Source organism: Nocardia sp. NPDC059229 (assembly GCF_042754165.1).
In the GTDB taxonomy this organism is placed as follows: domain Bacteria; phylum Actinomycetota; class Actinomycetes; order Mycobacteriales; family Mycobacteriaceae; genus Nocardia.
On record NZ_JBHZAK010000001.1, the window covers coordinates 463073 to 485507 of the forward strand.

The 22435-nt window shown below is 66.5% G+C and carries 17 protein-coding genes and 2 pseudogenes; 10 read left to right on the plus strand and 9 right to left on the minus strand.

Annotated elements, in window-relative coordinates:
* Nucleotides 1-40 precede the first annotated feature (40 nt).
* The gene (locus ACFXHE_RS02210) at nucleotides 41-850 is read right to left on the minus strand and encodes an SAM-dependent methyltransferase (RefSeq protein WP_379378952.1); all 810 of its coding nucleotides are present in this window, start codon (nucleotides 848-850) and stop codon (nucleotides 41-43) included.
* Between the two features lie 171 nt (nucleotides 851-1021).
* Between ACFXHE_RS02210 and ACFXHE_RS02215 the strand changes: the two genes are divergently transcribed.
* Nucleotides 1022-1588 (plus strand): hypothetical protein, encoded by a 567-nt coding sequence (locus ACFXHE_RS02215; RefSeq protein ID WP_379378954.1) that lies wholly within the window; start codon nucleotides 1022-1024, stop codon nucleotides 1586-1588.
* A 321-nt stretch (nucleotides 1589-1909) separates the two neighbouring features.
* On the opposite strand, the gene ACFXHE_RS02220 is transcribed toward ACFXHE_RS02215, so the two are convergent.
* Complete coding sequence (locus ACFXHE_RS02220) at nucleotides 1910-2665, minus strand: Mut7-C RNAse domain-containing protein (protein ID WP_379378956.1); 756 nt, start codon at nucleotides 2663-2665, stop codon at nucleotides 1910-1912.
* Nucleotides 2666-3025: 360 nt separating this feature from the next.
* Between ACFXHE_RS02220 and ACFXHE_RS02225 the strand changes: the two genes are divergently transcribed.
* Genes ACFXHE_RS02225 through ACFXHE_RS02240 form a run of 4 tightly spaced genes read left to right on the plus strand, consistent with a single transcriptional unit; the run spans nucleotide 3026 to nucleotide 7769 of the window.
* Complete coding sequence (locus ACFXHE_RS02225) at nucleotides 3026-4549, plus strand: ABC transporter substrate-binding protein (protein WP_379378958.1); 1524 nt, start codon at nucleotides 3026-3028, stop codon at nucleotides 4547-4549.
* Between the two features lie 12 nt (nucleotides 4550-4561).
* The gene (locus tag ACFXHE_RS02230) at nucleotides 4562-5524 is read left to right on the plus strand and encodes an ABC transporter permease (RefSeq protein WP_379378960.1); all 963 of its coding nucleotides are present in this window, start codon (nucleotides 4562-4564) and stop codon (nucleotides 5522-5524) included.
* On the plus strand, nucleotides 5521-6336 hold the full coding sequence (locus ACFXHE_RS02235) for an ABC transporter permease subunit (protein ID WP_379378961.1): 816 nt from the start codon (nucleotides 5521-5523) through the stop codon (nucleotides 6334-6336). The genes ACFXHE_RS02230 and ACFXHE_RS02235 overlap by 4 nt, the downstream gene beginning before the upstream one ends.
* Nucleotides 6333-7769 (plus strand): ABC transporter ATP-binding protein, encoded by a 1437-nt coding sequence (locus ACFXHE_RS02240; RefSeq protein ID WP_379378963.1) that lies wholly within the window; start codon nucleotides 6333-6335, stop codon nucleotides 7767-7769. The genes ACFXHE_RS02235 and ACFXHE_RS02240 overlap by 4 nt, the downstream gene beginning before the upstream one ends.
* A gap of 85 nt (nucleotides 7770-7854) precedes the next feature.
* Here the strand turns inward: ACFXHE_RS02240 and ACFXHE_RS02245 are convergent, their stop codons facing one another.
* Nucleotides 7855-9087 (minus strand): hypothetical protein, encoded by a 1233-nt coding sequence (locus ACFXHE_RS02245; protein WP_379380344.1) that lies wholly within the window; start codon nucleotides 9085-9087, stop codon nucleotides 7855-7857.
* 170 nt (nucleotides 9088-9257) lie between these two features.
* Here ACFXHE_RS02245 and ACFXHE_RS02250 point away from each other — a divergent pair, with 170 nt between their 5' ends.
* Complete coding sequence (locus ACFXHE_RS02250) at nucleotides 9258-9449, plus strand: bacterioferritin-associated ferredoxin (RefSeq protein WP_379378965.1); 192 nt, start codon at nucleotides 9258-9260, stop codon at nucleotides 9447-9449.
* A gap of 57 nt (nucleotides 9450-9506) precedes the next feature.
* Nucleotides 9507-9986 (plus strand): bacterioferritin, encoded by a 480-nt coding sequence (gene bfr / locus ACFXHE_RS02255; RefSeq protein WP_379378967.1) that lies wholly within the window; start codon nucleotides 9507-9509, stop codon nucleotides 9984-9986.
* Between the two features lie 29 nt (nucleotides 9987-10015).
* Here the strand turns inward: bfr and ACFXHE_RS02260 are convergent.
* Nucleotides 10016-12757, minus strand: a pseudogene (locus ACFXHE_RS02260) (aminotransferase class I/II-fold pyridoxal phosphate-dependent enzyme); the annotation flags it as partial.
* 290 nt (nucleotides 12758-13047) lie between these two features.
* Here ACFXHE_RS02260 and ACFXHE_RS02265 point away from each other — a divergent pair.
* Complete coding sequence (locus ACFXHE_RS02265) at nucleotides 13048-13530, plus strand: hypothetical protein (RefSeq protein WP_379378968.1); 483 nt, start codon at nucleotides 13048-13050, stop codon at nucleotides 13528-13530.
* A 42-nt stretch (nucleotides 13531-13572) separates the two neighbouring features.
* Here ACFXHE_RS02265 and ACFXHE_RS02270 read toward each other — a convergent pair whose 3' ends face one another.
* From ACFXHE_RS02270 to ACFXHE_RS02285, 4 genes and pseudogenes are all read right to left on the minus strand, one after another.
* Nucleotides 13573-14394 carry a class I SAM-dependent methyltransferase gene (locus tag ACFXHE_RS02270; protein ID WP_379380346.1) on the minus strand — a complete coding sequence of 274 codons (822 nt, stop codon included), beginning with the start codon at nucleotides 14392-14394 and terminating at the stop codon, nucleotides 13573-13575.
* A 29-nt stretch (nucleotides 14395-14423) separates the two neighbouring features.
* Nucleotides 14424-14888 carry a hypothetical protein gene (locus ACFXHE_RS02275; RefSeq protein ID WP_379380449.1) on the minus strand — a complete coding sequence of 155 codons (465 nt, stop codon included), beginning with the start codon at nucleotides 14886-14888 and terminating at the stop codon, nucleotides 14424-14426.
* Between the two features lies 1 nt (nucleotide 14889).
* A pseudogene (locus ACFXHE_RS02280) lies at nucleotides 14890-16355 on the minus strand (ATP-grasp domain-containing protein); the annotation flags it as partial.
* Nucleotides 16351-17442 (minus strand): MMPL family transporter, encoded by a 1092-nt coding sequence (locus ACFXHE_RS02285; protein ID WP_379378970.1) that lies wholly within the window; start codon nucleotides 17440-17442, stop codon nucleotides 16351-16353. The gene ACFXHE_RS02285 and the pseudogene ACFXHE_RS02280, both read right to left, overlap by 5 nt.
* A gap of 807 nt (nucleotides 17443-18249) precedes the next feature.
* Here ACFXHE_RS02285 and ACFXHE_RS02290 point away from each other — a divergent pair.
* The gene (locus tag ACFXHE_RS02290; RefSeq protein WP_379380348.1) at nucleotides 18250-19215 is read left to right on the plus strand and encodes a hemin ABC transporter substrate-binding protein; all 966 of its coding nucleotides are present in this window, start codon (nucleotides 18250-18252) and stop codon (nucleotides 19213-19215) included.
* Nucleotides 19216-19568: 353 nt separating this feature from the next.
* Nucleotides 19569-20051 (plus strand): tetratricopeptide repeat protein, encoded by a 483-nt coding sequence (locus tag ACFXHE_RS02295; RefSeq protein ID WP_379378972.1) that lies wholly within the window; start codon nucleotides 19569-19571, stop codon nucleotides 20049-20051.
* Nucleotides 20052-20712: 661 nt separating this feature from the next.
* Here the strand turns inward: ACFXHE_RS02295 and ACFXHE_RS02300 are convergent.
* A complete protein-coding gene (locus ACFXHE_RS02300) occupies nucleotides 20713-22242 on the minus strand; it encodes a GAF domain-containing sensor histidine kinase (RefSeq protein ID WP_379378974.1) in 1530 nt (509 codons plus the stop codon).
* Nucleotides 22243-22435: the final 193 nt, after the last annotated feature.

The window sequence follows — 22435 nt, forward strand, 5'->3', positions numbered from 1 at the left end:
ACCTCGAAGAAGAACCGCAGACAGCGAAATACGGGACAGCCTAGATCTTCTTGCCCACGGCGCCGTAGAGAGACACGACCTTGTCGTGGCCGGATGGGTGGTCGATGCCCTCGCTGCGCCAGCGGTGGATCACCTCCACGCCGGGGGGCACCAGTTCCAGGCCGTCGAACAGGCGCTCGACCTCGGCGCGGGTGCGGGGACGGACGGGAATTCCGCGGTCGATGTAGACCTGTAGCAAGCGGGCCATGCCGCCGGGATCCGAGTCGCCGTCGTCGAAGTCCGTTGTCACATGCGAGATCGCGAGGTAGGAACCCGGAGCCAGGGGCTCCATGAGAGTCTGGACGATCTCGTGGACGTCGCCGGGCACGAAATGGAGCAGGGCCATCAGCGAGACCGCCACCGGCTGCGAAAGATCCAGTGTTTCCCGCAGTTCCGGGGCTGCGAGGATATCCAGCGGGCGCGCGGCGTCGGCCTGGACGTAGGCGATGCGGCCCTCCGGCGAACTCACCAGCAGTGCTCGTGCGTGCGCGAATACGAGTGGATCGTTGTCGACGTAGACGACCCGGGAGTCCGGCGCCAGTTCCTGCGCGACCTGATGCAGATTCGGCTCCGTCGGGATACCCGTGCCGATATCGAGGAACTGCGTAATCCCCTGCCCGGCGAGATAGCGCGTGGCATGCCGCATGAACTCACGATTCGTGCGCGCGGTCACCCGAACCGCGGGAAACTCCTGCAACGCCTTTTCGGCGGCATCACGATCCGCCTCGTAATTGTCCTTACCACCGAGGAAGTAGTCGTACATACGAGCCGAGTGCGGCACGTCGGTGTGCAGATCGATCTGACCGGACATCGGCAAGCCCCCTGTACGCTGAGATCTGAAAACCTGTATACCGCAGGTATACCCCACCCCGACATTCCATACGACACGATCACGAACAAGTGGCGCAATGGGCACGCCGCCTCGAGGGGCTTCGGGCATCCGCCACCGGCACCACTGTTTCGAGGCTTCTAGAATCCCGGCGTGGCTCTCACTCTTGCCGACCTCGCCGGCTACGCCGATCGTGATCTCGACGGCGATCTGGACCGCTGGTTCTCCGACGCCCCGACCGTTCAGGTGCCGGAGGAAACCCGCACGGTGGCACCGTTTCTCGCGCGTCTCACTGCGGGGGATGCCGCTGCTCTGGAGGCGTTCGATCGGCGAGTGCGGTCTGGACGGATGCCCCAGTTCTTGGACATCTTCTCCTGGTCGTACGGCTTCGACTTCGCCGGAAACGATTGCGGTATCCGCGATTCGGACTACACCACCGAGCTCACCGACGACGATGTGTACTCGATCGGCGCGGACGGTGGCGGAAACCTGTACGTCGTGCTGACCAATGGTCAGGTGGCCGTGTGGTTCCACGAGGAGGAGGTGCTCGAGGCCAACACCCGCTTCGACAACCTCGATGTCTTCCTCTGGTCGTTCGTGCGCTACCGCGCAGTGCGTGCGGGCAAGCTCCCGCTCCCGGCGGTCGAGGCCGAATTCCTCGCACTCGGCCAGGACGGCGCGCTCGTCCCAAACCTCGGCCTGCTGACCCTCATGAGGTAAATCGGGGCTCGGTTTGCACTGGAGAAACGACGGCGCGGCGACCATGGTGGTCGCCGCGCCGTCGTACGTTTGCCCCCGAACAGATCAGTCCCCGGTAGTCTCTATCGAAATCTCGAGTCTCAGTCGTCGCTGACCACTCGATTTTCCAATCGACTTGCCGGGGGCCTGGCCGAATCCTGTGGGCTCCACCGCTCATTTTGACGGACGTCTCCATCGCCATTGCGGCGTTCTCCGGTGTTTCGGTGTATACATAAGTTTCCTCCACCTTTGCCCGGAGTCAATACATGCGGGCACATCGGTGGCAATTTTTTTCTCGGCCCGCTACGCCGACCCGATCGCGGCGCGGATTCGGGCGACCAGGTTGTTCAAGCGGGGTTGATGCGAACCCTCCCAATAGATCCGGCCGCACTCCGGGCACTGGCGGAAGGTGTCGTAATAGCGGCGGGTGAGGGGTTGGAGCCGATCGATGATGTCCTGCTTGGGCACGTCGGTGAGCAGGCCGCCGCAGCGCAGGCAACGGGTGAAGGGGGCCAGCCGATCGGCCAGGTCGAGGCGGCGGATCACCTCCACCAGCTGTTCGAATGGGCGGTTCGAGCGGACGAAGACGCCGTGGGTCACGTTGCGTCGCTTCAGAAGTCCGCGGTCGCGGGTGAGCAGGATGCGATTCTCCGCGGCGGCCGTCGCGGCGAGAGTGGCGTCGTCGGCGTCCCACTCACAGCGAGCGTCGAGTCCCATCAGTCGCAGCAGCGGCCCGAGCCCGCCGAGATTGACGTCGACGACGAAACGCGGATCACGCAGCGGATGGGGACGTACCCGCGTCAGCGGCCCGATATCCAGCGTCTCGAACATCGGGTAGGCGACGAGCCGATCGCCCGACTCCGGGTGGTGGCCGAAGCCGACGGATTCGCCGTTCACCAGGATCAGATCGACCTCGGTGTGCGGGATACCGGCAGCCTCGACGACGTCTTTCACGGTCTGATGGGGACGGATCGGCCGAGGCTGCGCCGTGTACCGGACGTCCTGGTGCAGGAAGTCGTTCAGCTCGGCGTACACGCGCAGTTGGACACTGCCGGTCATATGACCATTGTCGGCCCCGCCACCCTCGGCCGTCGCCACCCAGCTCGGCATGCCCGGTATGGCTGCGACGCGGATCGCACGCTGCGGCAACCGAACGCACCCCTCATCGTGGTTCGGTTGCCGTCAGCGCGATCGAGGCGGCCTGTTTGCCCGGTTGACCACTGACTCGAGCGCTCGTCATCAGCCCGCGCCGACAGGCTACAGCGTAAATAAGGCTTACCTAAGTTAGACCACTGGCCCCGAGCTCGCGCGGCGGCAACCAGCGGGCCGACCAACCTTCGCGATTCTGTTGCCGATATCCAAGCCAGTACATTAGGTTAGGCATGCCAAACTTCATCGAGTAGTGTCGAAGGTGTACCCGTGCAGTTTTCTCGTCGGCAGTTCATCGCGGCCACCGGACTCGGAGCGGGCGGGTTCCTCGCCGCTACCGCGTGCCAGTCCTCGAACGGGTCGGACCATGCGCCGGGAAGTGGTGGAACCCTGCGAATCGGGGCCTTGGGCAAGACGTCGAAGATCGAGCGCGACCCGCACAAGACGTTGAGCAACGACAGCGACTTTCTGATCGCCTCACTGGTGTTCGACCCGTTGACCGTGCCCGCCGCCAATCCGAACGTCGCACCGCGACTGGCGTCGGCGTGGAAACAGCTCGATGATCCGCGCAGCTGGCGGTTCACCATCGCGCCGGGGGCGATCTTTCACGACGGAACACCGGTCCGCTCCGCTGACGTGGTGTGGTCGCTGCGCCGACTGCACGAGATCGCCGGGGCCACAAAGGTTCCGGTCGACTCCGCTGATGCCATCACCAGCGAGGGACCCGACTCGGTCACCATCACCACCGCTGCCCCCAATCGGGAGCTGCCGATGTTGTTGCGTCTGATGACGTTTGTCGTCAAAGAAGGCACTACCGACTTCAGCGCGCCCGTGGGTACGGGGCCGTTCCGGTTGGAGTCCTACAACGACGGCAATGCCCGCCTGGTGCGCAACGACCGCTGGCACGGCGGAGCACCGAAACTGGATGCCATCGAGATCCGCCGATTCGAGAGCACCACGGCGCTGGCCAATGCTGTCCTGGCCGGACAGATCGATCTCGCCTCCAACGTGGGTGCGGTCGCCGGTCGAACGGCAGAAGGACGGCGCGACCTCACAGTGGTCCGGCGCGCCAACGACGTCGTCATCCCGATCGTGATGCGCACCGCCGACGGGCCTTTCGCCGATCCCCGGGTCCGGACCGCGCTGCGACTGGCGGTGGACCGCGACGCCATGGTCAAGCAGGTCACCTCCGGATACGGCACACCCGCCAATGACGTACTCGGTACCGGGGACCCGACCTACGACACCGCACTGCCCGGACACGGCCGCGATCTCGGGCGAGCCAGGGCGCTGCTGGCCGAGGCCGGGTTCGACACCGGCCGCACCTACCGGTTGGCCACCAAGGACGAGGCGGTCGGCGAGGTGGATTCGGCGCGTTTGTTCGCGGCCCAGGTCGCCGAGGCCGGCGTGAAGATCGACGTCGTGGTCCAGGATGCGAACGTCTTCTACGACGAAACCTGGTTGAAGGCACCGCTTTACACCGCGAACTGGGGTACCAACGATTCGGTGATCTTCTTCGCCAGCAAGACGATGGTCTCCACCACCAAGTGGAACGAGACCGGAACCCACGATCCCGAATTGGACGCGGCGTATCTTCGCGCGCTGTCGGCCGCCGACAACACGAGCTATGTCAGCGCGAGCCACGACATCCAGCGCATTCAGTACGACCGGGGCGGTTACCTCGTCTGGGGCGTCGCCGACGGCGTCGACGTGGCGTCGGCGAAGGTTCGTGATCTGCCGAATCTCGCGGGTTATGGGCGGGTACAACTCGAACGTGCATGGCTGGCGCGCTGAGGCCCGGGCACGATGAGCGCCATTCCGATGTCCTGGATTACTCCCGTGATGGCGCGCTGGACGCGAATCCTCGCGCTGCGTACGGCAGGCCTGTTGTCCGTGCTGATGGTGGTGTTCGCGGCGGTGGCGCTGTTGCCCGGCTCGAGCGCCGCCGCGGTACTCGGCCGTGATGCTGCACCCGCACAGGTGTCGGCCTATACGGCCGCGATGGGACTGAATCGGCCTCTGCCCGTGCGATTCTGGTCCTGGCTGACCGGATTGCTGCGCGGTGATCTCGGGACCAGCCTGCGGGGTGCATCGATCAACGACATGCTCGCGGCGAAGTTCCCCAACACCCTGCTGCTGGCGGGCACAGCGCTGGGGGTCACCACCATTGCCGCCACGGTCGTCGGCTCGTGGTGGTTCTTACATCCGCGTGGACCCGCTCGGCTGCTGGGGCCGGGCACCACCGCTGCGGTCGCCGTCCCGGAGTTCGTGACCGCGACCATGCTGGTATCGGTTTTCGCGCTGGGTCTCGAGTGGTTACCCGCGGTGACGGTCACCGATGCCACGGGCGCGCCCGCCGATGCCACGTCACTGGTGCTGCCGGTGCTCGCCCTGGCAATTCCGCAGTCCGCGTGGAATATTCGCGTCACCCGCGCCGCATTGGAGGAAGCCGGGGGGCTACCCCACGTCGACGCCGCGCGGCTGGATGGATTCTCCGAACGCCATATTCTGGCCCGGCATGTGCTGCCCCTCGCCGCTCCGACCATCGCAGCGTCACTGGCGACCTCGGTCGGCATGCTGCTCGGCGGTGCGGTCGTGGTGGAGGCGGTGTTCAACTACCCCGGGATCGGGTCGGTGCTGGCCGGATCCATGAGCGATCGCGACAGCGCTGTCGCGGCGGCCGTGGTGGCTCTGACCGGAACGGCGATCACGGCCGTGCTGATCCTGGCCGATCTGGTCCGCGACTGGTCGCTGCGAGGACAGCGGTGAGGACGCCGGGCGGGACTATCCGACGCGGGCGTACCGCGCTGACCCTGCTTCCGGCCGTCGCCGTCGTCGCGGCGCTCGCCGCCGGGGCGGTACTCGCGCCGCAGCGTCGGCCCGGCGGCGTGGACGTTCCGTTCGCACGCCCCTCACGTGAGGCGCCGCTGGGGACGGATCATCTCGGACAGGACGTGGTCGAGCATCTGATCTCGGGCGGGTGGGGACTGCTGACGGTCGCGGCGGTGATTGCGGTGGCGGTGACCGCTTGCGCGGCCGTCCTCGGGGCGACCGCCGCGCTGCGCCCCCGCTTGGGCTTCCTCCTCGGGCGGGCCACCGATGTGCTGATGCTCGTCCCGCCCATCCTCGCGATTCTGCTGGTGATGTTGTCCTGGCCCGGATCCGGAACGCTGGGGCTGGTCATGGTCGCGATCGTGATCGGAACCCCGTATTCGGCACGGGTCTTCGCCGCGGCCGCTGCGTCGATCGCGGCAAGCGGCTATGTGGAGGTGGCGGTCGCCAGCGGGGAATCACTGCCGTATCTGCTGGGGCGTGAAGTGCTGCCGAATCTGCGTCCGACCGTCCTCGCCCAACTCGGCCTGCGGTTCGTCGAGGCCATCTATCTGGTCAGTACCGCCGCGTTCCTGCAACTGCCCGCGTCCCTGGGCGAGTCGAACTGGGCGATCATGGTGCGGGACAACAGCTCCGGCATCATGCTCAATCCGTGGGCCGTCATCGCACCCGCGACCGCCATCGCGATGGTCTCGATCGGTGTGGCCTTCACCACCCGCACCCTCGGCACCCGGAAGGTAACCCGATGAGCCGACCACCCGTCAGCGTCGAGCACTTGACCCTGACCGATCGTCGCGGCGACAGCCCAGTCCTCGACAACGTGTCGATGACCCTGCATGCCGGGACCGTCACCGCTCTCACCGGCGGATCCGGGTGCGGTAAGACGACACTGATGAAAGCGCTGCTGGGTTGGCTGCCCCGCACGATTCACCACACCACCGGAACCATTCATGTTGCCGGCCGAGAGGTGCTGCGACTGAAACCCGAAGTCTTGCAAAGATTTCGCCGGACCGAGGTGAGCTACGTCGGCCAGGATCCGGGCTCGGCCCTCAACCCGGTGATGCCGGTGCACACGATCCTGCGCGAAGGAGCCGCCGATCCGGACTCCATAGCGCGGGCCCTTACGCGCGTCGGATTACCGCAGGCACTGCTGCCGCGGCGTCCCGGCGAGCTGTCCGGCGGCCAGCAACGGCGGGTGGCCCTGGCCCGTGCGCTGCTGCGCCGGACACCACTGTTGATCGTCGACGAACCCTTCGCCGGTCTCGATCCCCACGCTCGACGAACGGTGGCCGACCTGCTCCGTGTACTCGCGCACGAGGAAGGCGTGACGGTGCTCGTCTCCGGTCATGACCTCGTCACCCTGGACGCTCTGGCTGATCATCGAATTCAGCTGGGACAGCGCACCATCGTGTTGCCAGAGGCCGACGAGCCGCTGCACGCGACGTACCCGGGCCCGAGTCGCCTGGTAGCCCAGGCACTCGAATTGCGGCGAGCCGGACGGACGGTGCTGGCCGGCGTCGATCTCACTGCTTCACCCGGTCACGTCACCGCGGTACTCGGTGAATCCGGTGCCGGCAAGACCACACTCGCACGTATCCTGACCGGCCTCGAACCTACCGCGACCGGAAGCCTGTTCGTTCGCGATCGTGAGATCCACGTGGCCGGGCGCCGCCGCGACAAGCAGACCCGAGCTCGCATTCAGCTGGTGCCTCAGAACCCGCTCTCGACCCTGAATCCGCAACGCACCGTCGGCACGATACTCGAGCGGCCCCTGGTACGTCGGGGGATACGAAGCCGCGCGGCTCGCATCGCCGCCGTCCGAGCCGCACTCGACGCCGTCGAGCTGCCGCAGGATCTCATCGACCGCCGTCCGGACGAGCTGTCCGGGGGACAACGCCAGCGCGTATCGATCGCTCGCGCACTCGCTTTCGAACCCGACATTCTGATCTGCGACGAACCGACCTCCGCACTGGACGCCGCCACCGCTGAAACGATCATGGCGCTGATCGTCGAAACCGCTGCCCGCGACGACATCGCCGCCATCGTCATCAGCCACGACCACGAGTTGCTCACGCGCTACTGCACCGCAGGCATCGTCATCCATGAAGGCGCACTTCTCGCCACCGGACCGGTCCCCGAATTGCGGGCGCATCTGGGATCCACTGCCTCGCGGCTGTTGTGATAACCAGTCAGTCGGTCCGGGAAGCCGCTCGGCGCCAGACGACCACGACGGTGACGACGATACACGCTGAGGGCCGGCGCCGGTGTCAGCCGAGCGTGGCGAGCAGGGTTGTGAGGGACTGGATTTCGGTTGCCTGGTCCGGCTTGCTCGCGCGCACCGCGTGCAACGCACTGTCGATCTGGCCGTCGAGGACATTCCACGAGGAGCGGTCCAGCGGCTTCAACGTGGATTCGTCCTGATCCCAGGCGGTTTCGAGGTCCTTGATCCGAGTCTTGGCCTCGCCCTGCTGACCGGCTTGTACCTTCGTGAGCGTGTCCTGGGTGATGGTGTGGAACTTGGCGACTTCGGTGGGCGGGAAATGCGCCGTGGCCTGTCCCGGAGCCGCGGTGGCGGACGCGGCGGGGGATTCGTCGTCGCCGGCCCGAGCGGCATGCGGCTGAGCGGCGGCCCACGCCAGCAGCGAACCGGCGAGGACCGCCACAATCGCGTAGTAGCCCAGCATGATTCGCTCCCTGGCCGGGCTGGTGACCGAGACCGGCGCCTGTTGCCGATCCTCGAGGACATCTCCGCGCGTGCGGGTCAGGAAGACGACGACGGCGAGGATCGCGGCAAGGAACACGACACTGGTGACAGCGGTCCCGAGACCGAGTCCGTGATCGTCGGTCGGGGAAGCCAGCCAATCCCCGAGATTCGCCCCCAACGGCCGGGTCAGGATGTAGGCCAGCCAGAACGACAGCACCGCATTCGCACCCAACCGCCGGCCGAGAACGATCGCGATAATCAGACCCGCCGGCAGCAACACCGACGTGCCCGGGCCCCACCCGGTTGCCTCGAGCGTCCAGTCGCCCACCGCCGTGCCGAGCGCGAAGGTCACCAGAACGGCCAGCCAGTAGAACAATTCCCGTGGCAGCGTCACGATGCTGTGGATCGACAGCGTGCGCTCTCGCGCGAACCAGATGCCGAACACCACCACGAGGACGATGGCGAACACCGTGGTGCTCGCTGCCAGAGGAACACCGAGATCATCGGTGAGGATGTCGGTGTACAGCGTCCCCGTGACGCTCAGCACGACGACGGCCAGCCAGTAGACGAACGGGACATAGCGGTCCAGGCGCACCTGCCAGCCCAGCACCGCGGCCAGCACCACGGTGAACACCAGGGCGGTGACGTCCAGCCCGGCGCCGAGCGAGGTATTGATCCAGTCGGCGAACGTCTCCCCGACCGTGGTGCACAGGACCTTGATGGCCCAAAACCACACGGTGACCTCGGGCACCTTGCTGAGCATGCGCCGGGTCGTGCCAACGCCCGAATTCACCATCTCTGTCACAGCCCGCGACGGTAGCGACCGGCCGCTGTGACGACGCTGAGAAAGCACCGACCAGGCCGACGGTTTCCAGACGCCCCATCAGGTGCTATAAATTAGGGGAGGCTTACCTGCACAAGCGGTGGGTCTCGTCGCCAAGTCACTCCCGCCAGCGAGGCCCGCCCGTGTATGTCTGCATCTGCAACGCCGTCTCCGAAGACGATGTGCACGACTGCGTTTCGCGCGGCGCCCACTCCGTCCGAGAGGTGAAACGCGCTTGCGGCTGGCAACCGGGTTGCGGCAACTGCGCGAGGCGACTGGCGGAGGTTTTCAGCCAGGCTCGGGCGTCGTCCGGCGCCGAGTCGTCAGCGGCCTGATCCGACACGCGCGCTCGCACCTCGCCACCCGGTGTGATCTGTGCCACGATCACGCCCATGAAGGGCGACAAGGACATCATTGCACTGCTCAATGACCAGCTGACGGCCGAACTCACCGCGATCAACCAGTACTTTCTGCATGCCAAGATGCAGGAGCACTGGGGCTTCCCGAAACTGGCCCAGCACACCCGCCACGAGTCGATCGACGAGATGCGGCACGCGGAAATCCTCACCGATCGAATCCTGTTTCTCGATGGGCTTCCCAACTATCAGAAACTCGGCCTGCTACGTATCGGACAGACCGTCGCCGAACAGCTGCAGGCCGATCTGCAGATCGAAATCGACGCCGTCGACCGGCTGCGCCCGGGCATCGAGCTGATGCGCTCGCGAGGCGACGCGACCTCGGCTCGCCTCTTCGAGCAGATCCTCGAGGACGAAGAGCAGCACGTCGACTACCTGCAGACCGAACTCGACCTCCTCGGGAAGCTCGGCGAAGCGCTCTATCTCCAGCGCTATACCGACGCCCCGGAGGACTGACCCTGCCTCGTCACAGCCGGCACACCGTTGACCGTGGCGACACCCAGGCGCCGGGCCGTGAGCCGCGCGAGCGCGGCATCGGTGAAGACCGACAACCCGAGGTCGGGGTTGTAGCCGTGGATTTCCTTGACGTCGAGCTCGGCCAGGAAATAGAGGATCTCCCGCGAGATCACCTGCCCAGGGACCAGCACCGGGAAGCCGGGCGGATAGGGGACGACGAAAGTCGTCGACACCAGGGTCTTTCCCTGGGCGATCCGGCGCCCGGCCTCGCCGAGCAGGACGTGTTCGCGGTCGGACTCCTCGTATCCGGCGTAGAAGGCCGATCGCATGTCGCCGAACGAGCTGGCGCCGTCGGGACGGAAGGCGGTGTCGAACTCGCTGAAGTCGGGTAGCGCGGGCAGATCCTTGGTGATCGCGTCGACCCGGCGCAGGTGCAGGGCGCGATCGGCCTTGCCGGCCGCGCTCTCGCTGCGCTCGAAGTCGGTGGCGATCCGCCGCAGCACGTCGAGCAGGTACTGCACGCTCGACCACGTGACGCCGATCGTGAAGATCAACAGCACACTGTTGATCGAGGTCTTGTTGATCTGGATGCCGAACCGGTCCATCAGGATCTTCCCGCGGAACTCGTATCCGTTCATGCCGGTCTTGCCGATGAACAGGGTGACCCGCGTCGCGTCGAGCACGAACTGATCGGACCGCCACGCCTCGTTCCACTCCGCCAGCCCACCCTGCCTGACCTGCCGGTACGAGCTGACTTCGGAGGCCCGGAACTCCTCGGGCACCAGGTCGGCCTCGTCCAGGATGCGGAACCACTTGCCGATCAGCCGGTCCTTGCGGACCCGGTGCCGGAAGACCAGCGCCATGTCGTAGACGTTCCGGACCAGCTGGAAGCCCTCGATGTCGACCTGCCGGCGCGCCAGATCCAACGACGCCAGGAGTTGCTGGTTCGGCGAGGTCGAGGTGTGGGTCAGAAACGCCTCGGTGAACGTCTCGCGGACGAGGGCGGCGAAATCCTGGTCGCGGATATGGATCATCGACGCCTGCCGAAGCGCCGACAGCGACTTGTGGGTGGAATGCGTCGCGTATACGCGCACCCGCGCGCGCCCGGGGTCGGGAAGCAGCCGGCGGTCGGCCCACTCGGCACGGTCCACGCCCTCCATCGACGCCTGCCACCGGCGGTACTCCTTGGCGTACCCGGGCGAGGACAATGTCGATTCGAGTTGCTCGGCGGCGACCATCGCGGTCCGCTGCCGGGCCCACGGCACCGCGGTCGCGAACGCGTACCACGCCTCGTCCCACAGGAAGCAGATGTCCGGCTTGATCGCCAGGACCTCCTCCATCACCCGCCGGGGGTTGTAGACGATGCCATCGAATGTGCAGTTGGTGAGCAGCAGCATGCGCACTCGGTCCAGCTGCCCGGCAGCCTCGAGGTCCAGCAACGCCTTCTTGATGGTGTGCAGGGACACCGCTCCGTAGATCGCGAACGGCGCGAGCGGGTAGGCGTCCAGGTACATCGGGTACGCGCCGGCGAGCACCAGGCCGTAATGGTGCGACTTGTGGCAATTGCGGTCGATCAGAACGATGTCACCCGGCCGGGTCAGGGCCTGCACGACGATCTTGTTCGCGGTGGATGTTCCGTTGGTGACGAAGTACGTCTGATCGGCGCACCACGTCACGGCGGCCTTGTCCATGGCCGCCCGGATCGTGCCGTGCGGGTCGAGCAGCGAGTCCAGCCCGCCGGAGGTGGCCGACGTCTCCGCCATGAAGATGTTGCGGCCGTAGAACTCGCCCATGTCCTGCAGCGACTTGGAGTTGAAGATGCTGGCGCCGCGCGCGACGGGAAGGGCGTGGAATTGGCCGACCGGTGCGGCCGCGTAGGCCCGCAGAGCATCGAAAAACGGTGTGGCGAAACGGTTCCGGATGCCGGCGAGCACGGTGCTGTACAGGTCGGTGACATCGTTGAGCCGGTAGAACGTGCGGTCGTAGACGTCCAGCTCGCCCTCGGTCTCCGCGGCGATCGACTCGTCGGTCAGCAGATACAGGTCGATATGAGGCCGCAGTTTCCTGATCCACTCACCACATTCGACCCAGTCGTGGGTGCGGTCGGTCACGACCACGTCCTCGTTGGCGCCGAGCAGCGTGTTCATCAACGGCACCCGGTCGCGGGAACGCAGCGGCAGGTCGTGGCGGATGATCGCCGCCTGAATCTCGCCGTTCAACGCGACGGCGGTGATGGCGTCCTCGATGCTCGTGACGACGAGCAGCTCGAACTGCACATCGTCGGACGGGTCGCGAAGCGCCCGCAGGCTCTCCGCCAGGCTCTCGGGAGCCTCGGGCGGGGAATCGTCGCCGAGCACGACGGTATAGAACTGCTGCTGTTTGGTCCGAGCCACGAGTTCCTGATCGGCCAATGGCGCGGAGGTGTCGAACAGAGCTGTGCGGTCGCCGTACTCGGAGAGCAGGCGCACGGCCAGCGACACCTCCTCGGTGAGCCGCGCCGTGGCCAGGTCGGCGACATATCGGTGAAACGCCGCCAGTCGCTCCGCTCCCGGGTACAGCCAGTACCGCTCGTAGGCGCCGAGACGATCGAGGAGACGTCGCACCACGGCGGCTTCGTGTGTGGTGTCCTGGCCGGCACGGTGGACATCGGCCAGCTGACGGCACGCGTCGTCGAGCAGATTCCACGTGTCGATGCGCGAGTACGACGGGTTGGCGACCGCCGCCAGCGCGGAAACACTGAGCCGTTTCGGTCGCTCACCGTCTCGGTGCATGTCGGTTCCGCCCCAATCAGTGCAGACGAGGTGGGTCTGTCGAAATCGACAGATCGCTCTGGAACAGTCATCCCTGCAAGTATTGTGTCCCGTTGTCGAGCAAATTCCTAGCTCGCGTTCGGCGGCAGTGCGCCGCCACCGGGTTGCCCCGCGGCGACGCGCGGGGCGATGCCGTGAATACCGGATCTCGGGTTGTTTTACTGGCAGGGTGCTCGTTCAGGGCAGTCGCCAGCACGTCGCCGATCTCGATGCACGCAGGAATCAGCAGGAATCAACTGTGAGGAGGGCTAGTGACGAAGAACGTGATTCGCGGGGTTGCCGGCGCGGTCGGCAAGCTGGGTTTCGCGGGTGCAATCGCAAGCGCGCTGGTTCTGGGGCAGCACGCCGTCGCTCACGCCGCGGAGACGACCACGTTCCAGCTCCCGTTGATGGAAGTATCCCAATCAATGGGTGGTCCGAAGCAGTTCACGATCGCCTTGACGGCGACCGTCGGCGAGCAACGCGGAGTCACCACCTTCGGTGTCGCCACCCCACCACAGTTCGACGGTGGCAGCATGCTCGACTCGCCCGTCCAGATCCACTGGGCGAACCTGACGACCGGAAAAACGGGTGTGTCCAACCTGCCAATTCGAGCAACGGCGCAGCAGCCCTGCGACTGCGCCCCGGCATCGGTGTCGGTTTTCACCGGAGCGGGCCGGATCGTCGCTGCCGCCACCGCCGACGGCGTAGCCATCAACCTGTTCTCGGGGCTCGGTACGTTCACGGCTTCTTGAGCCCCGCGATCTCCACGAAACGCCTGAAGCTCGGCCAGCGGTTCAGTGGGTCAGCCGGAGCACGGCGCTCCACGGGATGACCGTGCCGGGCTTGCGTGGATTCGGTTGCGGCAGACGGGAAAAGAAGCAATACATCGGTGAGAGCCGCCGAAATCGGCTCGCTGCCTGCAGGATCGACTCCATCTCGAGCACTTCCCATCCTTCGTCCTCGAAGAACGCGACGCCATTCGCCGGTGTGAAGGTGAAGGGCGCGTTCTTCAGCAGGCCGTCACCACTACGCTCCAGACGCTCGGCAATCACGACGGACACGATGTCGACCACCCACCAGGCGATCTCCTCGCGCCGGAAGTCCACTGCCAGCTGCCGGACCTCGTCGGGCTGCAGATACATGACCAGTCCCTCGGTGATCACGAATGCGCGGGCGGCCCCGGCGAGGGCGTTGTTCAGAAACGCCCGCCGCGCCACCGAATCAGAGAGGTCGACGGCGCGCCTGATCAGCCGGCAACGCGGCGTGTACCGGTCGAGCAGCCGCTTCTTCTCCTCCAGCAGCGCCGGCAGATCGGCTTCGATCCACGTCAGGTCTACGGGCAGATCGAGCCGGTAGGGCCTGGTGTCCAGGCCCGCCGCCAGGTTGATCACCCGGTCGCAACCGCCGTTGATCGCCGAGCTGATCATGTCGTCGATCAGCTTGGTACGGGCGACGATCGGCCACCCGTGATCGCCCATCGCACGGGTCGTCTCGGCCGCGATGACGGGCCCGACGTCACCTGCGAGCATGCCCGCCAGCGGATCACGGAACAGTGCGTCCGGGCGCGCCGACTCGATCGCCCGGTACACCGCGACCCACCGTGCGGTGTCGGACACGCTGGAGATGATCGGTTTCGGGAAGACGCTCACCAGACGGCGGCTATGGCGGCCGCGATGCGTGCGCGGAGTTCGGGAACGGAGACGACCGCGTCGACCGAGCCGACCTCGACCGCCCGCTGGATGCTGTGCACGGCATCGAATTCGGTCCCGAGGGCGGACAGGTGCTCGGCCCGTACCGTGGCACGTTCGTCCGCCAACTCGGTGACCAGCTCGGCCCGCTTGCCGGGGTCTTCCGTCATGGCTATTTCCTCCTGGAGACGGCGGATACGCGGATCGGCTGCGGTCCGAGCGTCGACGGTACGGGCGAACACCATCGCCGCGGCAGGAGCACCGCCGATCACCGATGCGAACGAGCCCTCGACGGCCAGCACCGTCATGTTCGGATTGAGCGCCTTGGAGAACACCATCATGTCCGGTGGCGCCGGCAGCCGGTCGAGGTGGAAGTTGCGCAACCGCCACAGATGCAGCCGGCGGCCCACCAGCGGGTGCACCCCGCGAATCGAACGGCGCCGGGAGCACCGTTTCCATCTTCATGCTCTCGAGCACGAGAACCGGTGCGCCCGCGCTGACCTCGGCGCCCTCGGCGACCGGCGTGGCGACGACGAGAGCGGGCGCGGGCGCGCGGACGGCGCCCCCTTCGTCGCGACTGACCCGGTGTGCGACGCCATCGACCTCGACGACCTGCACGGTGCCGTGTGTCGCCGTCACGACGCGATAGGTCCGATCGCCGACACCGAGCCGGCTGGAGTACGTGTCGATCCGCGTGAGGTCGACATCGAAGCCGGTGTCGTCGCCGATGCCGACGCGGAAGCTGTTCGCACCGGTCCTGGCCGCGATCACCCGATGGCCCCGGCCTGCCAGCTTCACCTCGCTGCGCGCAGCGGTTCGTCGAGCACCTGCGGGCGGCCCCCGTGGCCGGTCTCCCACAGGCGGATCCGGCGCGCTGCCTCGTCCGCCTCGTAGCCGGCGATGGCGGCGGCCGCGAGTGCGATACCGGTTCGCTGGGCCGCGTGCAGCTCACCTGCGGCGCGGGCCCGGTCCACCCAGCGGGTGTCGACGGTGGCGTGCACCACCTCGGCGGACTCCAGCAGTGACATCAGCAGGCCCTTGTTGGTGGCGCCGCCTTCGATGACGACCGTCGTCTCGGCGACCGCCCGGCGCAGGCGGGCAATGGCCTCGCCCCGATCCCGGCCGTACGCGATGATCTTCGCAATCATCGAGTCGAAATCCGAGGGGATGTCGTCGCCTTCGACAACACCGGTGTCGATGCGGATGCCGGGCCCGACGGGCCAGCGCAGCAACTCGATCCGCTCCGGCGCCGGGGCGAAATCACGGTCGGCGTCCTCCGCGTTCAGGCGGGCCTCGATCGCGTGGCCGCGCTCCACCGGCTTGTCACCGCGTAGCGGCAATCCGGCCGCCACTTCCAATTGCGCTTTCACCAGGTCGATTCCGGTCGTGACCTCGGTGACCGGATGCTCCACCTGCAGCCGCGTATTGACCTCCAGGAAGGCGAACAGCAGTTCCTGCGGCTGGTAGAGGAATTCCACCGTGGCGGCCCCGCAGTACTCGACCGCCAGGGCCAGACGCTCGGCCGAATCCTTCACTGTCGCAATCTGTTCCGCACTCAGCAAGGGCGAGGCGGACTCCTCGATGATCTTCTGGTTGCGCCTCTGCACGGTGCAGTCGCGCACACCCAGCGCCCAGGCGGTGCCGTGCGAGTCGGCGATCACCTGTACTTCGATGTGCCGGGCACCGGAAACCAGCCGCTCCAGAAAGACGGTCCCGTTGCCGAACGAACGCGCCGCCTCTTCGCTGGTCCGCGCGTAGGCGTCACGCAACTCCTGAGGCGTCGTGACAATCCGGATGCCCCGTCCACCACCACCGGCGGTCGCCTTGAGCATCAGGGGGTATCCGATCGCTTCGGCCGCGCCTAGATCTACCGCTCGGCGGCCCTCAGGGCAGCAACTTCTGGATTCGAGCCCGGGCATCCGGCCAGGACAGCGGGATGTCCTGCGTGGTCGCCGTCGAATCCACGAAGCTCGGGTTGCCGATCCGGCCCTTCATATCGGCGAGCATTTTCGCGTGAGTGCCGCTGTGCGCGAAGCTGTCCATGGCCTCCTTGTCCGACCAGGCGGACAGCGTCCAGAAGGTTTTGGTGATCAGCTTGGCGTCCAGCGCGAACCCGACGCAGCCGGGCGCCGACTGCAACTGGCTGCGGATCCTCATGGTCCAGTACAGAAATCGGGGCACGTCGGCGTAGCTCCGAAGCGGCAGCCGTGAGGTGAGAACGTGGAGTTGATCACCGGCGGCGGGCTTGTGAGTTCCTTTGGTCCAGGGCAGAGCGGGCATGACGGGCCTCTTCTTTCTCTTGTTTTCTCTGATTACGAGGGGGTCCGGAGACCGCTGGTTCCGTAACACTTGCGGGCTGCTCGATCTCGCCTGCGGGCTGCTCGATCTCGATGTCGCCGTCCGACTCGCGGATTCCGAATCGGTCGTAGAGGCGACGCAGGGGCCCGGGGCCCACCAGCCGAGGTGGCCGAGCAGTCGCAAGATGGCCGGGACGAGCAGGATACGAACCACCGTGGCGTCCAACACGATTGCGACGACCATGCCTACGCCGAACAGGATCATGGTGAGGACCTGACTGGAGGCCATCGCCGCCAACGGCACGCACATCAGCAATGCGGCGCTGGTGATGAGCCGGCCGGTGCGCTGCACGCCCGTGGCCACCGCGGCGGTCGGGTCGCCGAGCGTGTCGTACTGTTCGCGCACCCGCGAGAGCAGGAAGACCTCGTAGTCCATGGACAGTCCGAAGATCAAGGCGAACAACATGATCGGCATGTTCGGTTCGATATTGCCGGTGGGCTGGAAACCGAGCAGATCGGCGAAGTGCCCGTCCTGGAAGATCCAGACCAGCACGCCGAAGGTCGCCGACAGTGACAGCAGGTTCATCACGATCGCCTTCAGCGGCAACAGCACCGAGCCGAAGGCCAGGAACAGCAGCAGGTAGGTGGCGACGGCGATGTAGATCAGCATGGCGGGCATCGCCGAGCCGGTTCAGGGTGTCGTCGTAGGTCGCGGTCTCGCCACCGAAATACGCCGATGCGCCTTGGGGTTTCGGCTGATCACGCAGCCGGTGCAGCAGCTCGCGGCTCGGCGTGGACACCGCCACGCCGTCGTAGGCCACCGATACCCGCGCGACCGTGCCCTGGGCGCCGGTGATCTCCGCCCGGCTCGCGCCGGGTACGCCGGCCAGCCGGCGTGCGTAATCCGCCAGTGCCGCGCGGCCGCGCTCTCCGGCAGATTCGGCCTCATACATCAGCCCCGCCGTACTTCCCCGCTCCAGCTATTATGCCGCTATCGTTACCTCGCCGAAAAGCCCAGTGCCAACGCCATGTTCGTGCCACGATTACCATCGCCGATTTCCCTCACGATTCCCACACACGATGCACCGGGTTACCCCTCGGAGACATCCCGGAGTCAAGCCGTACTGTACCCAAGGATCCCCCGTTCATCGACCGATCCGGCGCTCATCACAGGGCTACCGATCGGTTCGCAGATCGGGCAAAATACCTGGTGAGTCGCCCATTTCGGCGTGGTTCACGCCGCGTTCACCCCAACCCCCTCGATTTCACCATGCGCACACGCCGAACCTGTCCTATCAGGGGCACTTCGGCAGACGACAGGGGCGGCCGAGCGCGCACATTAATGCCTCCTGAACACCTGAAAGCCGTTGCGGGAAAGGAACATGCAGCGTCCGTCACACGAGAATTGAGTAGCGGTGGATGAGCTGCCGGCCGATACGCTGAGGGCGTGTTCAGCTGCGGCAAGCTCGGAATACTCACACTCGGACTGGTGGTCTCACTCGGACTGGGGGCGTGCTCGGCCACCGATACCGGCGACAGCGCCACCAAGGGCAATGTCACAGCTACGCTGGGAGACGCCAACCCGCAACCGATAGCCTCGGACCCGCACCCGACGCTCCCGGTCACGGCTCACAGTTTCGACGGCACCGACGTGACGATCCAGGACTCGAGTCGCATCATCGCCGTCGACCGGTTCGGCACCCTCGCGCAGACCGTCTACGCGCTGGGCCTCGGCAGTCGTCTCGTCGGGCGCAGCATCTCTGCCGAGATCCCCGCGATCGCGGGCCTGCCCAACGTCACCCCGGACGGCGAGGCCATGAGCGTGGGAGCCGTCCTGGCCCTGCACCCGACCATACTGCTGACCGACACCACCACTGGAACTCCCGCGGTATTCGAACAGCTGCGCGCCGCCGGGGTGCCGATCGTCTTCTTCGACCCGGCACGAACGCTGAACGGCACCGGCCCACAGATCCAGGCGATCGCCGATACGTTGGGTGTCCACGACCAGGGCGTCGCACTCGCACAGCGCACAACCGCCGAAATCGCCACCGCGACTGCGGCTCTCCCCGCGCAGAATCCGAAGTTGCGCATCGCCTTCGTCTATCTGCGCGGCACGGCGCTCACCATGCTCGCCGGCCCGGGCTCCGGCGCCGACGCACTGATCACCCGCCTCGGCGCGGAAGACGCGGGAACCGCGGCCGGACTCGGCGAACCCTTCGTCGCCATCACCGGCGAGGCCATGATCGCGGCCCGCCCGGACATCCTCCTGGTCATGACCGACGGGCTCGATTCGATCGGTGGCACAACGGGATTGCTCAAACTCCCCGGCATCGCGCAAACCCCCGCCGGGCACGCGCACCGGATCATCGACATGTCCGACAGCGTCCTACTCAGCTTCGGCCCCAACACCGGCAGAGTGCTGGCCGCACTGCGATCGGCGATATTTCGCTGATCGACAAGCGACCCTCGGATATCGAACAATTCGGCCCGAGCAGCCGAAGCCGCCTCCGGCTACTCCCCGCGGCGCCGGGAGGACCCCGCGAGCGCGGCCACCCTCCCCTGACCGGGGCCTGGCGGCAGTACGAACATCCGGTCCGGACGAGAGCCGACGGAGATATTCTTCCGCTTCCGGATGCTCGAGACCGTCCAGGAATATGGTAGGCAGCAGGCCGAGGTCCGCGGCGAATACGTGGATTCCTCTCGGCGACACCAGGATTGGTGTCTTCGGCTGACGCTGCAAGCGGAGCTGGAATGGATCGGACCGCATCAGCTGCAGTGGGTTGCCAGACTGGACCGAGAGCGCGGATGACCACCGCCCTCTTCCCCTTCTGGATTATGCGCGGACGGCTCAGCGAGGGTCGCCGCTGGTCTGCACGTGCACTCACCCACTCGACCGGAGCGCAGACCACTGATCAGGCCAAGGCGCTCCATGCCGCCGAGGCGATGGCCACGCTGCAAGGTGACTTCGCCGACGCCACCGACAAACTGACCCAACTCAGGCACGTGGCCGAACGGACCACCGACCCTGTGGTCGGGGCGCTGCTCGCTCACGCTGCAGGAAACTCCGTTCTCATGAGGGGCGACGCCGACGTGGACCACGCGCACGACCTCCTGGCCGGCGCCGTCGATATCTACGAAGCGTTCGGTGAGCTCAGCCGGCAGTTGGATGCGCTGATCTCTCTCGGATGGTCTTGCGCGCTCCTGGGTGACACCTCGCGGGCCATCGGATGCTTCGAGCAGGTGCTCGCAATCACCGAGTCCGCCGGCGAAACAATGCTCCGGTCCTGAGCGTCGTGGGCAGCGGGGTACACCGTATGGCGCGCGGGCGAGCCCGACCGCGCTGTGCACTTGCTGGAGGAGAGCATTCGGTTGGCCCGGCTGGCGGCAGATCCGCTCGTTGCTGCGGCCGCAGGTGCACATCGCCCTGAGCCAGGAACCGGGCTTGCTCGGCGAGGGTCAGCACCGAACATCTCCGGTCGTGGTGCGGCCATGAGGGCGCCACGCCGATGTCAATGCGTCCGACAACCTCTGCTTGAACCACCGCTCCTGCGAGCTGTCGGATCGCCGGGTCCACAGCCCTTCCTCGAGCAGCGTCATGAACCGCCGCCGGTCGACACCGAATGTCACGAACAGATCGCCCGCACTCGCACCGCCGTACGGCGCCCACCGGATCGCGAATTCGATCACCGACCTCGTCTCCGGTTCGATCGATCTGCCGGATGCGAGAAACTCCAACTGACTCAGCGCCGACCGGACCCAGAATGCGTCGCGACCACGCTGTTGATTCCGTCCATCCATGATGTTCCCGAGCGGTAGTGGCTGACCTGTCCTCCACCACCTTCTTCGGGAACAGCCGCTCGGACGACGGGAGATCTACCTACCCATATACCTGTTTTCAGCGCGCCAGTTTTCTGCGCGCAATCGGGGCGATCGGGTGACAACCAGGCTATTACTCGGATGTCGCAGCCGAGGTCGCGAACGGGATGCTGGCCTGCAGCGACGTCCCCTCTCCCGGATGGCTGGTCAGCTCCATCCGGCCGCCGAGAGCTTCGATGCGATCTCGCAGACCGACCAGCCCGGAGCCCTTGGCCGGGTCGGCGCCGCCGATTCCGTCGTCTCGGATCGAAAGCTGGAGCTGGTGACCGGCGGTGATGATGCGCACGGTCACTTCGGTGGCCTGCGCGTGTTTGGCTGTGTTCGTCAGCGCCTCTGCCGCGATGTAATAGGCGGCTGTTTCGGTGGATTCGGGCATGAGCGTGCCGAGGTTCAGGTCGAGGTTCACCGGAACGGTGCAGCGGCGGGCGAGCGCCTTCAACGCCGGGCCGAGTCCGCCCTTCGACAGGATCGCCGGATGGATCCCGCGGCAGATCTCGCGGAGTTCGTCCGAGACGCCGACCAGGCCCTGCACGACGTCGGAAAGTTGCGCTTCGAGCGTGGTCAGCTCGGGTGGCACCGATGCCTCGGCGGTGCGGAGCGCGAGTCCCAGCGAGACGAGGCGTTGTTGCGCGCCGTCGTGCAGATCACGTTCGATCCGGCGCCGTGCCTCGTCGGCGGCCGCGACGATGCGGGCGCGGGATGCGGTGAGTTCGGCCCGGGCCTCGGTATTCGCGATCGCGGTCGCGACGAGGTCCGCGAATTCGGCGAGGCGCTCCTCGGTATCGGCCGGCAGGGGCTCGCGGCGCGACGATCCGGCGACGATCGCGCCCCACAGGTGGCCGTCGACGACGATCGGCGCCCCGACACCCGAGCGCAGACCCAGCTCACGGATGCGCGCGGCGGCGGAGCCGGTCGCCTGGTCGTGGCTGTCCATCCGGGCGGTGCCGCCGGTGCGCAGCACCATCGCCGCGATGTTCTCGCCCTCGAGCGTGAACCGCTCGCCGACCGGCATCCTGGGCAGTCCGGGTTCGTCGCGTGCCGCGACGAACGTGCCCGAGCCATCGGGTGCGTAGAGGAACAGGGACGCGTTGACCACGCCCAGACACCTGGCCGACTCCTGCGCCACCGCGGAGAACACCTCCGACGATGTCGCACCGCGCGCGACCAGGGTGGCGACCCGCCGCAACGCGGCTTGCTGCTGGGCGACGAGGTCGGCCGCCCGGCGGCGGCGATTCGCCTCCGCGGCATGCGATCTGGCCACTGCCGCAAGGGTATTGGCCAGTAGCGCCACGCAGAGGAAAACCGCGATGGTGACGCCGTTCTGGACTGCGGTCGGGCTGGATTGCTCCGGCCAGTTCTGGAAATAGCCGAAGGCGATGGCGCTGGCGACCGATGTCGTCACCGCCAGACCGAGTCCCCACACCGTCGACACCACCAGAACACCCAGCAGATAGACGACACCGAAGGCAGTGCCGGGAGCGATCTGCCCGAGCCAGAGGACGAGAACCGACTCCGCCGCAATGAAGAACGCGGCCACCGCGACGCCCAACGGCAGGGGCGGGGTGGTCGGGCGCATCGACCACGACAGGACATGTGCACGCATCGAGAAGACGGGCTTATCGGGCTGGTGACGCGCGGATATCGCACCTGGCGTGGAAGTTGGCCAGCCGTGCACCTCAGACCGTTTCCACATCATCACCCAGCGTTCACGTCTGGCCGACAGGCTCGGACAAGGTCCTCGAATTGGATCTCGATCGTCACCCTGCAGCCTACGCACCGTTCGACACCTGTCCGGC